The organism is Thiothrix sp. (assembly GCF_028714775.1).
GTDB lineage: Bacteria > Pseudomonadota > Gammaproteobacteria > Thiotrichales > Thiotrichaceae > Thiothrix.
This window is the reverse complement of record NZ_JAQTLS010000007.1, coordinates 161,778-174,271: the sequence shown is the minus strand read 5'-3', so window position 1 is coordinate 174,271 and position 12,494 is coordinate 161,778. Positions and strand designations below refer to the sequence as shown.

13 protein-coding genes are annotated in these 12,494 nt (G+C 53.2%); 10 read left to right on the top strand and 3 right to left on the bottom strand.

Going from position 1 to position 12,494, the window contains the following annotated elements; translation table 11 throughout:
• From PHE17_RS08360 to PHE17_RS08340, 5 genes are all read left to right on the top strand, one after another.
• The gene (locus tag PHE17_RS08360; RefSeq protein ID WP_301015370.1) at nucleotides 1–822 is read left to right on the top strand and encodes a FixH family protein; all 822 of its coding nucleotides are present in this window, start codon (nucleotides 1–3) and stop codon (nucleotides 820–822) included.
• Entirely contained in the window at nucleotides 819–3,233 is a 2,415-nt protein-coding gene (locus PHE17_RS08355) for a heavy metal translocating P-type ATPase (protein ID WP_301015369.1), read from the top strand. Before PHE17_RS08360 ends, PHE17_RS08355 begins: the two co-directional genes overlap by 4 nt.
• Nucleotides 3,234–3,281: 48 nt before the next feature.
• Nucleotides 3,282–3,470, top strand: a complete 189-nt coding sequence (gene ccoS / locus PHE17_RS08350; protein ID WP_301015368.1) for a cbb3-type cytochrome oxidase assembly protein CcoS — start codon at nucleotides 3,282–3,284, stop codon at nucleotides 3,468–3,470.
• A gap of 299 nt (nucleotides 3,471–3,769) precedes the next feature.
• Entirely contained in the window at nucleotides 3,770–4,675 is a 906-nt protein-coding gene (locus tag PHE17_RS08345) for a selenium metabolism-associated LysR family transcriptional regulator (protein WP_301015367.1), read from the top strand.
• Between the two features lie 64 nt (nucleotides 4,676–4,739).
• Nucleotides 4,740–5,135: a hypothetical protein gene (locus tag PHE17_RS08340; protein WP_301015366.1), complete on the top strand. Its 396-nt coding sequence runs from the start codon at nucleotides 4,740–4,742 to the stop codon at nucleotides 5,133–5,135.
• Between the two features lie 378 nt (nucleotides 5,136–5,513).
• Here PHE17_RS08340 and PHE17_RS08335 read toward each other — a convergent pair whose 3' ends face one another.
• Together PHE17_RS08335 and PHE17_RS08330 are read right to left on the bottom strand one after the other, a co-directional pair.
• A complete protein-coding gene (locus tag PHE17_RS08335) occupies nucleotides 5,514–6,401 on the bottom strand; it encodes a carbon-nitrogen hydrolase (RefSeq protein WP_301015365.1) in 888 nt (295 codons plus the stop codon).
• Nucleotides 6,398–7,426 (bottom strand): agmatine deiminase family protein, encoded by a 1,029-nt coding sequence (locus PHE17_RS08330; protein WP_301015364.1) that lies wholly within the window; start codon nucleotides 7,424–7,426, stop codon nucleotides 6,398–6,400. Before PHE17_RS08330 ends, PHE17_RS08335 begins: the two co-directional genes overlap by 4 nt.
• Before the next feature lie 194 nt (nucleotides 7,427–7,620).
• Between PHE17_RS08330 and PHE17_RS08325 the strand changes: the two genes are divergently transcribed.
• Together PHE17_RS08325 and PHE17_RS08320 are read left to right on the top strand one after the other, a co-directional pair.
• Nucleotides 7,621–8,076 (top strand): hypothetical protein, encoded by a 456-nt coding sequence (locus tag PHE17_RS08325; protein ID WP_301015363.1) that lies wholly within the window; start codon nucleotides 7,621–7,623, stop codon nucleotides 8,074–8,076.
• 33 nt (nucleotides 8,077–8,109) lie between these two features.
• Nucleotides 8,110–8,970, top strand: coding sequence for a hypothetical protein (locus PHE17_RS08320; protein ID WP_301015362.1), 861 nt, complete (start codon nucleotides 8,110–8,112; stop codon nucleotides 8,968–8,970).
• 5 nt (nucleotides 8,971–8,975) lie between these two features.
• On the opposite strand, the gene PHE17_RS08315 is transcribed toward PHE17_RS08320, so the two are convergent.
• Nucleotides 8,976–9,224: a hypothetical protein gene (locus PHE17_RS08315; RefSeq protein WP_301015361.1), complete on the bottom strand. Its 249-nt coding sequence runs from the start codon at nucleotides 9,222–9,224 to the stop codon at nucleotides 8,976–8,978.
• An 85-nt stretch (nucleotides 9,225–9,309) separates the two neighbouring features.
• On the opposite strand from PHE17_RS08315, the gene PHE17_RS08310 reads away from it, so the two are divergent.
• From PHE17_RS08310 to lolD, 3 genes are read left to right on the top strand one after another with little or no spacing between them, the layout of a single operon-like run.
• Nucleotides 9,310–10,557, top strand: coding sequence for a lipoprotein-releasing ABC transporter permease subunit (locus PHE17_RS08310; RefSeq protein WP_301015360.1), 1,248 nt, complete (start codon nucleotides 9,310–9,312; stop codon nucleotides 10,555–10,557).
• Nucleotides 10,550–11,815, top strand: a complete 1,266-nt coding sequence (locus PHE17_RS08305; protein WP_301015359.1) for a lipoprotein-releasing ABC transporter permease subunit — start codon at nucleotides 10,550–10,552, stop codon at nucleotides 11,813–11,815. Before PHE17_RS08310 ends, PHE17_RS08305 begins: the two co-directional genes overlap by 8 nt.
• Nucleotides 11,808–12,491: a lipoprotein-releasing ABC transporter ATP-binding protein LolD gene (gene lolD, locus PHE17_RS08300; protein ID WP_301015358.1), complete on the top strand. Its 684-nt coding sequence runs from the start codon at nucleotides 11,808–11,810 to the stop codon at nucleotides 12,489–12,491. The genes PHE17_RS08305 and lolD overlap by 8 nt, the downstream gene beginning before the upstream one ends.
• The last annotated feature ends 3 nt before the right edge of the window (nucleotides 12,492–12,494 follow it).

Here is a 12,494-nt window from a genome sequence, read left to right as displayed (position 1 = left end):
ATGGAAAATCAGAGCTTATTGCTGACACTCGGGGTGGGCGTACTTACGTCGTTCACCCTGTTTTTCGTTTTTTTCAAAGGACTGCGCCAGTCAGGCAAACTGGCAGCTTTGCTGACTATCCTGATCGTGGAGCTTATCTATATCCCGCTGGCGGCAACGCATTGGGCAGGGTTGGATGTATTTGCTATCCATTTCGCGTTTTTTACCATGACGGCGGTGGTGCTGGGTATCATTGTGAGTGGTCGTGATGGCGAAACGGGCGGCAAAAGCGGGTTTCACTGGGTTCATGGTGTGCTGATTGGCTTTTTCATGATCTTGGTGGTCGTGGATTCGACCATTATCAGCTTGGCTAACAGCGGCGCGAGTGCTGACCTTATCCGTCAATTCCTGCCAGTACCGAAGCGTCCAGATGCTACCAATGTGACTTCGGCGTTTCCGGGCACGGTTTCCAACGATTTCCAAAAGAAGTACGACCAGTACAACAACTACCTTTCGCAGCTAAAAACGCAAACCGAACGCGGTTGGAAGGTCAGCGAAGGCTGGCAAGAAAAGCCGCGTATGGGTAAATCCGCACTGTTCCGTATCCATGTATTGGATAAGGATGGGCAAGCAGTAACGGGGGGGGCAGCGCGGCTATCGTTCTTGCGCCCTTCCAACAAGAGTTTGGATCAGCAATTTGACCTGCTGGAAATAGCCCCCGGTTATTACGGTTTACCGATTAGCCTGCCAGCGCCGGGCGCGTGGGCAATGGTTATCGTGGTCAACCGGGGTGAGGAAGTCCACGAAGTCAAAGGTGAAACGTGGATTGAGGCAGGGCAATGAGCGGCGCGTCTGATTGTTTTCACTGCGGGCAACCGATTCCGGTGGGTGCGCATTACCCGGTTGCCATTGATGGTGTCGAGCGGGAAATGTGCTGCACCGGCTGCAATGCCGTCGCACAGGCCATTGTCGAAAATAACCTGACAGATTATTACCGTTTCCGTACCGAAATCAGCAGCAAGCCGGAAGACTTGGTTCCCGAAGCCTTGCGCCAATTGCAGGTCTACGATGCACCGGAATTGCAGCGCTCGTTTGTGCGTGCAACCGATGGCACGGGCAATATCCGCGAAGCCTCATTGATTCTGGAGGGGATTGTGTGCGCTGCTTGTGTGTGGTTGAACGAAAACCATGTCAAGCAGTTGGCGGGTATCCTTGAATTCCGCATCAACTATTCCACCCACCGAGCCACCTTGAAATGGGACAACAGCATCATCCACTTAAGTGATGTGCTGAAAGCTATTTCTGAGATCGGCTACCATGCCCACCCGTTTGATCCGGGCCGTTTAGAATCCCTGCAAAAAAAGGAAAAGTCCGTGGCTTTGCGCCGGATTGCGGTCGCAGGCTTGGGCATGATGCAGGTGATGATGATCGCGGTGGCGATGTACATCGGCGCGGTTTCCGACATGGATACCGGGATGCGGGATTTCCTGCGTTGGATCAGCCTGATCATGACTACCCCGGTGGTCTTTTATTCCTCTCAAGTCTTTTTTACCTCCGCTTGGCGTGATTTGCGGCGCAGGCGTTTTGGTATGGATGTGCCGGTATCGCTGGCGATTGGGATTGCCTTTAGCGCCAGTGTCTGGGCAACCGTGACCGGCGGCGGGGAAGTCTATTTTGATTCGGTCAGCATGTTTACCTTCCTGCTGTTGAGTGGGCGCTATTTGGAAATGGCAGCGCGGCACAAAGCAGGGCAGGTGGCAGAAGAACTCGTCCGGCTAATGCCTGCCACCGCCACCCGTGTGCGTGATGGCGAACAGGAAGTGATTCCGGTCAGCCAGCTTGAAGCCGGAGATCATGTGCTGATTAGGCCGGGTGAAGTCGTGCCCGCCGATGGTATGGTCATTGACGGCGCGAGCAGTACCAATGAATCACTGTTAACAGGCGAAAGTTTGCCCTGCCAGAAACACGTGGGCGATGCGCTGGTCGGTGGTACGGTCAATATCGAAAGCCCGCTAACCATGCGCGTGGAAAAAGTCGGCGATAACACCGTGCTGGCTTCCATCATCCGCTTGCTGGAACGCGCCCAGTCGGAAAAGCCAGAACTGGCACGGATGGCAGAAAAAGTGGCTTCGCGCTTTGTGCCGATCATCTTAGTGATTGCGGCGGGTGTATTCTTCTGGTGGTATCAGCACGAGCCTTCACAGGCATTCTGGATCGCTTTGTCGGTCTTGGTAGTGACTTGCCCCTGTGCTTTCTCGCTGGCAACTCCGGCAGCCTTGACTGCTGCTACAGGGCTGCTGACTTCTAAGGGCGTGCTGACCACACGCGGACACGCGCTGGAAACACTGGCTCGTATTAACCACATCATTTTCGACAAAACTGGCACGCTGTCCCACGGACAACTCGAAGTCGTTGGCTTCCAAGTCTTGGGTAATGCCACCACGAGCTTCTGCAAGCATGTAGCCGCAGGCTTGGAAACCGCCTCAGAACATCCGGTCGCCCATGCGATCATACGCCTGAGCGACAGCCCCGCCGTGTTTACTAACCTGACTTCCGAGTCGGGGCGCGGGGTGAAAGGCATTTACCAGCAGAAACGTTACCGCATCGGTACGGAAAGTTTTGTGCGCGAGCTGACCGGCGTAAACCTGCCGGAAACCACGCGCAATACCGAACGTTCCGAAATTTTCCTTGGCTCAGAAGACGGTTGGTTGGCGCTGATTTCATTGGCTGACCGCTTGCGCGAGGAAGCTGCCAGCGTGGTGCAGGAACTGCGTGCCTTGGGGGTTGATGTGACCTTGCTGAGCGGTGATGCCCCGACAGTGGTCGAAGGGGTGGCGCAGCAATTGGGGATTCCCCATGCCTTTGGCGGGCAATTACCTGAAGGCAAACTGGCTTACCTGAAAAAACTACAGGAACAGGGCGCGGTGGTGGCGATGGTCGGCGATGGCGTAAATGACGCGCCAGTGCTTGCTGGGGCGCAGGTGTCGATTGCGATGGGCAGTGGCTCACAATTGGCGCAGGCCAGCGCTGACATGGTGCTGTTGTCGGAGAACCTGCACCAACTGCCGTTTGCTGTCCAGACCTCAAGGCGGATGCAAACCATCATTAAGCAGAACTTTGCGTGGACTATCCTTTACAACCTGCTGGCTATTCCGTTAGCAGCTTGCGGCATCATTTCACCGTGGATGGCAGCGATTGGCATGTCCGCCAGCTCCCTGATTGTGGTGCTTAACGCATTGCGCCTGAAAAACTGATCCTTTACCAGTATAATCAAAACTGTTTTTTTCATTGGGGAATGGATTATGGAAGCCTTGTACTTGTTGATCCCGATTGCGCTCGGGGTCATGGTGGTGGTGGTGATTGCCTTTATTTACACGGTAAAAAGTGGTCAATACGATGATCTGGAAGGCCCTGCGCACCGTATTTTGATGGATGATGATGACCCACTCATCCCCGGTCAGAAGCAAAAGAATGATAAAAAAACCGATTGAATTACCGCATCAATCACTATAACACTACAGTTAATGCCCTTATTTCGACACTCTGTCGAATTTTTTGAGTATATTCTAGGCATACGCAGGCATACTTCAGGAATTGTTCTATTCTATGTGGAACAAACACGCAAATATCACAATATTTGGATCAGCAAGTGTTTTTAATCGGTAGATTAGGGATGAATATCCGGTAATGGATGACCGGCAGGGAAATTCAGGCGTATAAAATCATCAGATACTTTGCTGTCGGGGTTCCTTGGGCTGGATGACGTTGATTAAGGAGAATAGGTAGCCGTATGTCGGACAGAAGATTACAAGTCTTTCACGCAGTCGCTAGGTTGTTAAGTTTTACTAAAGCGGCGGAAGTGCTGCACATGACGCAGCCCGCAGTTACGTTCCAAATCCGTCAACTGGAGGAGCAGTTTGATACCCGTTTGTTTGACCGTACCCACAACCGTGTTTCCCTAACGGAAGCAGGCCGGATCGTTTTTGAGTATGCTGAGAAAATTTTTGAGCAATACGCAGAAATGGAAAATGCCATCCGGGAAATGACAGATGATATTAGTGGCTCGCTGACAATTGGGGCAAGCACCACCATTTCTGAGTACATGCTGCCAGCCTTGCTGGGTGAGTTTAACTCGAAAAATCCCGATGTGCGCTTGCGCTTGCGCGTTTCCAATACCGAAGGGATCGTGTCGATGGTGGAAAATAACATCATTGATTTGGGTGTGGTGGAAGGTCTGGTCAACAACAAAAACTTGCTGGTGGAAGTCTGCCGTCAAGATGAACTGGTATTGATTGTCCCGCCTAAACACGAGTTGGCTAAGCGCGATAGCATCAAGCTCAAAGACATCATGGATTACCCCTTCATTTGCCGCGAAGAAGGCTCAGGCACACGTGAGGTCATCCTTGATTACCTCTACAGCTTGGGGATGGACAAGCACGCGATGAATACCTGTCTGGAGCTGGGTAGCCCAGAAGCGGTCAAGGGCGCGGTGGAAGCTGGCATGGGTGTCACCATTGTTTCCAGCGCCAGCATTACCAAAGAGCTGAAACTGGGATCGCTGGTATCCATTCCACTTGATCCGCCACTGTCCCGCGACTTCTCGTTTGTGCGCCAGCGCCAGAAGTTCAAAGTCCGGGCGATGGAAGAGTTGCTGGAGTTTGCCCGTTGCTACTGTGAAAAACATGCCAAGGACTGATGCCGTGCTGTGGTAAGATGCGCCCTGATTTTTTAGCCTAGCCTCAACAAATCAGGGAGCGAGCATGTTACCCGGTATACCCCAACAATCTGGCACAGCCGACGAAAAGCGTCTACGCAAGTTATTCCGCACCATGAACCCGCAAGATCAGGCAAGCTTGCTGCGTTTTGCGGAATTTCTTGCGACTTCGCCGTCGGAAGTGACCGAAACCATGACCGAATTTCCGCAACCGGAAGCCATTCCCCGCCCCGAACAAGAAAGTGTGGTCAAAGCTATCAAGCGCTTGACTGCCACTTACCCGATGGTCGACAGGGATCGCCTGTTGAATGAAACCTCCAGCTTAATGACCGCGCACGTTATCCACGGCAAAGCGGCAGCGCATATCATCGACGAACTGGAACTCATGTTTGAGCGGCATTACAGCATCCTGAAAGCCGAGTTTGAGAAGAGCGTTTTGTAGCTTTATTCGCCAGAAGACCTAATGCGATTTCCTGTATTTTAAGGAAATTGTCGTTTTCCAGCATCCGTTGGTACAAGCTGTAGCCGAACAGTTTGGCAAGCTGTTTATACGCGACGATGTAAGAATTCTGCTCTGATGGGAGCCTGAGTTCGGCCTGTTTGTCAGAAGGTAGGCTGAGCCGCTCAAGGTGAAGCGTGCGGGACATTGCAAACGTGTTTGAGGAAATACACGCTACGACAAGCACGGTGATGATTGTCAGTTTGTATTTATTGGCCATTATCTTTCCCTTTACTTTCACTGAGCGTACCTATAGGTAGAGCTTAGTTCACATAAATGCATTTGATGGAAAGATAATGGCAGTGCCCGATGCGCGGTCTATTAATCCCGATAACGGCGGGTAATGTCCTGATAAGCGTCAATGCGCCGGTCACGCAAGTAGGGCCACCAACGGCGCACTTGCTCAGTACGGCTCATGTCCAGTTCAACCACTAACTCGGTTTCGCTGGCAGTGTCAGCTTGCGCCAGCAACTCACCTTGCCAGCCGACCACCATGCTAGACCCCCAGAATTGGCTGCCTGCGGTCTGTGCGCTGGGGTCGCCTTCAAAGCCAACGCGGTTGGCGCTTAGTACTGGGATGTTGTTGGCAATGGCGTGTGAACGCTGCACGGTAATCCATGCATCGCGCTGACGGGCTTGCTCTTCCGCCGTATCTTGTGGGTTCCAGCCAATGGCTGTGGGGTAGAGCAGCAGCTCCGCACCAGCCAGTGCCATTAAACGCGCTGCCTCGGGATACCACTGATCCCAGCAAACCAATACGCCCAAGGTGGCTAGGCTGGTTTTGATCGGCGTAAAGCCCAAGTCACCGGGGGTGAAATAGAATTTCTCGTAGTAACCGGGGTCATCGGGGATGTGCATCTTGCGGTATTTCCCCGCGATGCTGCCATCGGTATCCAACACCACGGCGGTATTGTGGTACAGGCCAGTAGCGCGTTTTTCAAACAGCGAACAGACGATCACGATGCCTAATTCTGCTGCTAGTTTCCCCAACGTATCGGTGCTGGGGCCGGGAATGGTTTCGGCAAGGTCAAAGTAGTCAGTGTTTTCCACTTGGCAGAAATACAGGCCGGTATGTAATTCCTGCAACATCACCAGTTGCGCACCTTGGGCGGCGGCGCGGCGTATGCCTGCGATGCTTTTTTCCAGATTGGCGTGGTAATCGGCGCTGTTGCTGTGCTGGACAACGGCGACTTTCAGTTTGCGGCTCATTGGCTTACGACCTCTTGCGGGATTTGCATGGTGACACAGTGGAGGCTGCCGTTCTGTGCAATCAGGGCGCGGCAATCAATTGGGATGATTTGGTGCTGGGGGAAAGCGCTTTGCATTTGGGCAATGGCAAGCGGGTCAGTGCTTTCATCCGCATAAACGGGCAGCAGCACCGCACCATTGATGATCAGGAAATTGACGTAACTGGCGGGCAGGCGACGGCCTTCGTCGTAAATGCCCGCAGGCAGCGGAATCGGGAATAAGCGGTAAGGTTCGCCATTAGCTTGGCGCAATGCCTTGAGTTCGGCTTCCATCGCTTGCAGGGAAGCGTAATGCGAATCTGTCGGGTCGTCGCAACTCATGTACACGATAGTTTGCGGGTCGGCAAAACGGGCAAGAGTGTCAATGTGCGCGTCGGTGTCGTCGCCTTCCAGATGTCCGTGCGCCAACCACAGGATGCGTTCTACCCCCAGCGATTCGTGTAACAGTGCTTCAATGGCGGTGCGGTCTAGTGTCGGGTTGCGGTTGGGGTTGAGCAGGCAGATTTCAGTGGTCAGTAATGTGCCTTGCCCATCGGTTTCGAGGCTGCCGCCTTCCATGACCAGTGGGTGTGTTTCCAGAGCGTTGCCAGTCAGCAGTGGGTGCGTTGCCAGTTGCGCATTCACCGCATTATCCAGTTCCGCATCAAATTTCCCACCCCATGCATTGAAGGTGAAATCCAGCAGCAGCGGCTTGCCGTCGCGCATGACTGTGATGAAGCCAAAATCCCGCGCCCATGTGTCGTTGTAAGGCATTTGCACGAAATGCACTTGCGCCGTTTTGCCCAATACCGCCTCGATATGCGCCTGATGTTGCGCGTCATGGCAGAGCAACAGCACGTTTTCGCGCTGGCTGATGGCTTGCACAATCTGGGTGTAACAGGTTTCTGCTTCATTGAGGTTGTCTGCCCAATCGGTGTCTGGATGGGGCCATGCGAGCAGGACACCCCATTGCGGATGCCATTCGGGAAGGAAGCTGCGTGTATCCATAGTATTTTCGTGGCTACCCTAAAGAAATTGGCGAGTATAGCGGATTGCAGGGTTTGCCGTCAGTCGGACAAAGCATTGCCCGCGTCAGGATGTTGGCCTTTTATTGATCGTTTCGGAGTATTCTGGGAGTGCTGATGTGCGAAGGATCGCCGTCAGCTTGTTATCGACAAAAAGCGATTAAGGAGTGATGCCTCATGGATAGAATTTCGCAAAACAGACCCACTTGCAGCCCCATCCAGACGGAAACCGCTAAGCACTCAATCCGAGGCTGTGGTACTGGGGTTGACCTGCTGCATGGACAGATGGAAGCTGTGCAAAATTTGATGCAGCAATTGATTGCCAACACTAAGCATTCCAAGGGTTGCAGCCCTAAACCGCAACCGCCAACCGATGTTACGACCATGATGGTGGGTGAAGAAGACGGCGGCACGGGCTGTAAACCGGAAAAACCTAAGCCGCGCCCGCCAACGGATGTTACGACTATGATGGTGGGTGAGGAAGATGGCGGGACAGGATGCCAGCCAAAACCACCCAAGCCGCCAGTGGTTTGCGATCCACCCGTGCCAAAACCACCTGTCGTCTGTGATCCACCGCTGCCCAAACCCTTACCACCCGGTACATTTACTACCATGGCGTTGGGTGAGGAATAATAACAACCCTTTGTTTTAGCAAGGTAAGCCCTGATGCTATTACTCGCTGGCGGTGACGCCGATTTGCAGATTCTCCGCTTACTCCGGTATGCCGCAAGGATGGGGATAGCTGTTGACACCTTGTTGACGGGGCAATCAGGGCTGCCCTGTTTGCGTTGGGACATCAAGGCGCATCGGCTGGTGGACGGTAAGCGGGAAATCAAACCGAAGGCCGCGTTCATCCGTCAGGATGTGTTCGGCTACTTGAAAAGCAATAATCCGCAGGATCAGATTGCTGCCCGCGAATGGTACGCTACTGTTGCAGGCTGGTTGCTAGCTTCCCCAGACGTAAAGGTATTCAACCGCCTCTACCTCGGGCGGGGCGGGGTCAACAAGCCGCATGTGCTGCACCTTGCTTTGTCAGTAGGGTTGGACATCGCGGATACTGGCGTTACTAATGATGGTACGTTGATGGATCGGCTGGCTGCGACACACGACTGGATCGGTAAGCCCGTGACAGGTGGTGCGCATTGCGAGGAGTTGGCAGTTTCCGGCTGGGCATTTCCGTTGTCGCATCCGCAGATTGTGCAGCGTAAGTTGCAGCAGCCGGAAATGCGCGTGTTCCGGGTAGGGGATGCGTGGTTTGGGTTTTGGGTCGTTTCAGATGCGCTGGATTACCGCACTTCAGCAACCACACGGCTGGAACAAACCACCGTGCCTGCCGAGCTTCAGGACAAAATGGGCAAACTGTCCGACTGTTTGGGGTTGGATTTTGCCGCAGCGGACTTCAAAACCGACCCCGCCAGGGGTAAGCTGCAATTTCTGGAAATCAACACCAACCCCATGTTTGCCGGTTTCGACCAAGCTGCCGATGGGGCATTGTGTGAAGCTATGCTGGATTGGTTACTGGCCTGAAATTCTCACCGCACGACCGTATGCAGCACGGTATTGCGTTCAAAGTACACTGAAAATTTGCCATAATGCCACACCGTAATGCGTGGCCATTGCTTTTTGACCTTGCCTTTGGAGACGCGCACGGAGTAGGGTGCTCCGTACTGCGCCTTGACGGCACTCATTTTCATGCCACGGTCGGGGTAGTCGGCAAAGGCAGAAGTTACAAAAAATGGCACGCAAAGTAAAAAAGCGGCAAACCATTTGGATAGACGCATGTCTTATCTCCCGTATTTATTTTATTAGATGACACTCATCAGTTAATGCTGTGTTTTTATTGTTGTCACGGTACAATCGCCAGCCATGTTTACACCACTCGAATTATTTATCGGTCAGCGTTACACGCACTCACGGCGGCGCAACCGTTTCATCTCGTTCATCTCGTTCGCCTCGATGCTCGGCATCATGCTGGGCGTTATGGTGCTGATCACTGTTTTGTCGATCATGAACGGTTTTGAAAAGGAACTCAGGGACAAGATACTGGGTGTGGTTGCGCATGTCACGGTTTCGGGGACAAATGGGCAACTCTCCGACTGGACGGCGCAAATGGAGCGGCTAAGGAACACCAAGCATGTTATTGGTGCGGCTCCCTACGTACAAAAACAAGTCATGCTGACCAATGGCACTAAGATGCGTGCCGTGATGTTGAACGGGGTTGACCCCGCGCAGCAGGGACAGGTCAGTGACGTTGATTTCAGTATGTTGGATGGCAGTTTCTTCAATCTCAAACCGCACGAATACGGCATCGTCTTGGGCGTTGAAGTCGCCTCAGGCTTGGGCGTTATGCCTGGTGACAAGGTAACGGTAATCGTGCCGCAAGTGCAGGTGACGCCTGCTGGGATTTTGCCGCGCATCCGCCGATTTACCGTGGTGGGGATTTATCAGATTGGGCATCCTGAATACGATGGCATGACCGGATTTGTTGAGTTGGGGGATGCATCGCGCCTGTTCCGTTTGGGTGAAGATGTCGGTGGTATCCGCCTGAAGCTGGATAACTTGTTTGCGGCGCAAAGTTTGAAAGCAGATTTGCAAGCCGAATTGGGCGACGCCTACAAGGTCACAGATTGGAGTGAGGAACACGGCAGCCTGTTCCGTGCGGTCAAAACAGAACGCATTGCCATGACCATGATCCTGTTCTTGGTAGTGTGCGTGGCGTTGTTCAATCTGGTGGCATCGCTGATGATGGCGGTGAATGACAAGGAATCGGACATTGCTATCCTGCGCACCTTCGGCATGTCAGGGCAGCGTGTGATGCGGATTTTCATGATACAAGGCAGCATTATCGGCGTGGTAGGCACTGTCGTGGGTGTGACCTTGGGCGTATTGCTGTCACTCAATATCAGTGTGGTCATGGCATGGCTGGAGGCAACCTTTGGCTTCAAGGTGTTCTCCGCTGATTTGTTCTACATCAGTGAAATCCCGTCCGATTTGCGTTGGGAAAACGTGGCGTGGATTACCATCGCATCGTTGGTTGCATCGGTGCTGGCAACGGTTTATCCGGCGCGGCGTGCCGCCCAAATCCAGCCAGCGGAGTCATTGCGTTATGAATAGTTTGTTCCACCCGCTGGAGTTGTCGGTTGGCTGGCGCTATACCCGTGCGCGGCGGCAAAAGCATTTCATTTCTTTCATTTCTTTGGCCTCCATGACTGGGATTGCGATTGGCGTATTGGTGCTGATCACGGTGCTGTCGGTGATGAATGGCTTTGAACAGACCATGCGTGAGCGTGTGCTGGGTATGTTTGCCCACGTAACAGTCTCGGAAGCGGATGCTTCGGTCGCGGATTGGCAGGCTGTGCGCGGCAAGTTGTTGGAGTTTCCGCACGTAAAAGCTGTTTCCCCGTTTGTGGAAAAGCCCGCAATGCTGAATCAGGGTGATGAAGCTCGTGGTGCGCTGTTGCAAGGTGTGCGACCGGAACTGGAAAGCCAAGTCAGTGCGGTTTTCAAGCACGTCATCAAAGGCGATATGCAGGCGTTGACATCGGGCAGTTTCAAGATTGCCATTGGTTCAACCTTGGCGCGGGAACTCAAAGTTGACGTGGGCGATTCCCTGACCTTGATCAGCCCGACCGAAGGGGCGTTGGAAACGGGTGAGTTGCCGGTGTTGCAACGTTTCAGCATCGCCGCGATTTTCCGCGTGGACATGCAGCAATACGATTCTTCGTTTGCCTATATCCATCTGGATGATGCTATGACCGCGTTCGATCTGGGCGGTGAAGTTACGGGCTTGCGTTTGAAATTGGATGATCTATACCTCGCACCGAAAACCGCCAAAGCCATTTTAGACCGCATGGGGCAGACGTGGACAGATATGTGGGTCAGCGATTGGACGCATTTGAACGAAAACCAATTCAAAGCCATCCAGTCACAGAAGTCGGTGATGTTCATTATCCTGCTGCTGATCGTCGCGGTAGCTGCATTCAATCTGGTATCTACGCTGGTGATGGTGGTCACAGATAAAGAAGGTGATATTGCCATCTTGCGCACGCTGGGCTTGTCTTCCGGGCGGGTGATGAAAATTTTCATGGTGCAAGGCACGCTGATTGGCGTGGTTGGTACAGCCGTTGGAGTAGTGTTGGGGGTATTGTTGGCGGCTAATCTGGATGTGATTGTGCCGTTGCTGGAACGTTTGTTTGATACCCATTTCATTAATTCCGATGTTTATTTCATTAGTGAACTGGAGTCGCGCGTTAACGTCAGCGATGTGGTGTTGATTGCCTTCAGTTCGCTGCTTATGTCCATTCTGGCGACGCTTTATCCGGCATGGCGTGCGTCCAAAGTCCAACCTGCGGAGGCTCTGCGCTATGAGTAATGTGATCATTTCCTGCGAAAAAGTCGGGAAACGTTTTCAGGAAGGCCGTTTGGATGTGCATGTATTGCGCGGCGTTGATTTGCAGGTACATGCCGGTGAAAAGGTTGCCATTTTGGGCAGTTCCGGCAGCGGTAAAAGTACCTTACTGCACATCATGGGCGGGCTGGATTTACCCTCCAGCGGGCATGTGGAGGTGTTGGGCAAGCGCATGGATCAGCTTTCTGACACCGAACGTGGGATATTACGTAACGAGTCGATGGGCTTCATTTACCAGTTCCATCATCTGCTGCCAGAATTCACCGCGCTGGAAAATGTTGCCATGCCCTTGTTGATCCGGGGTGTAAAAGTCGCGGATGCCAGCCAGCAAGCCGCCAGCATCCTAGACAAAGTGGGTTTGGGGGAGCGTTTGGAGCATAAACCGGCGCAACTTTCCGGCGGTGAGCGCCAACGTGCGGCGATTGCGCGGGCGTTGGTCACACGTCCGCAAGCGGTGTTAGCCGATGAACCAACCGGCAATCTCGACCAAAACACTGCTGAAAATGTCTTCAACTTGATGCAAGGTCTGAACGATGTGCTGAAAACCGCGTTTGTGGTCGTCACCCATGACCTGCAATTGGCGAGCCGGATGGATACCATTTACCGGATTACGGATGGGGTGTTGGCGCGGGAACGTTAGAAT

What these genes read in the sequence shown, in the direction of transcription:
- PHE17_RS08340 (WP_301015366.1), top strand. Translation starts at nt 4,740, where the DNA reads ATGTTACCCGGTATACCCCAACAATCTGGCACAGCCGACGAAAAGCGT.
- PHE17_RS08355 (WP_301015369.1), top strand. Translation starts at nt 819, where the DNA reads ATGAGCGGCGCGTCTGATTGTTTTCACTGCGGGCAACCGATTCCGGTG.
- PHE17_RS08330 (WP_301015364.1), bottom strand. Translation starts at nt 7,426, where the DNA reads ATGGATACACGCAGCTTCCTTCCCGAATGGCATCCGCAATGGGGTGTC.
- PHE17_RS08360 (WP_301015370.1), top strand. Translation starts at nt 1, where the DNA reads ATGGAAAATCAGAGCTTATTGCTGACACTCGGGGTGGGCGTACTTACG.
- lolD (WP_301015358.1), top strand. Translation starts at nt 11,808, where the DNA reads ATGAGTAATGTGATCATTTCCTGCGAAAAAGTCGGGAAACGTTTTCAG.
- PHE17_RS08305 (WP_301015359.1), top strand. Translation starts at nt 10,550, where the DNA reads ATGAATAGTTTGTTCCACCCGCTGGAGTTGTCGGTTGGCTGGCGCTAT.
- PHE17_RS08310 (WP_301015360.1), top strand. Translation starts at nt 9,310, where the DNA reads ATGTTTACACCACTCGAATTATTTATCGGTCAGCGTTACACGCACTCA.
- PHE17_RS08345 (WP_301015367.1), top strand. Translation starts at nt 3,770, where the DNA reads ATGTCGGACAGAAGATTACAAGTCTTTCACGCAGTCGCTAGGTTGTTA.
- PHE17_RS08315 (WP_301015361.1), bottom strand. Translation starts at nt 9,224, where the DNA reads ATGCGTCTATCCAAATGGTTTGCCGCTTTTTTACTTTGCGTGCCATTT.
- ccoS (WP_301015368.1), top strand. Translation starts at nt 3,282, where the DNA reads ATGGAAGCCTTGTACTTGTTGATCCCGATTGCGCTCGGGGTCATGGTG.
- PHE17_RS08325 (WP_301015363.1), top strand. Translation starts at nt 7,621, where the DNA reads ATGGATAGAATTTCGCAAAACAGACCCACTTGCAGCCCCATCCAGACG.
- PHE17_RS08335 (WP_301015365.1), bottom strand. Translation starts at nt 6,401, where the DNA reads ATGAGCCGCAAACTGAAAGTCGCCGTTGTCCAGCACAGCAACAGCGCC.
- PHE17_RS08320 (WP_301015362.1), top strand. Translation starts at nt 8,110, where the DNA reads ATGCTATTACTCGCTGGCGGTGACGCCGATTTGCAGATTCTCCGCTTA.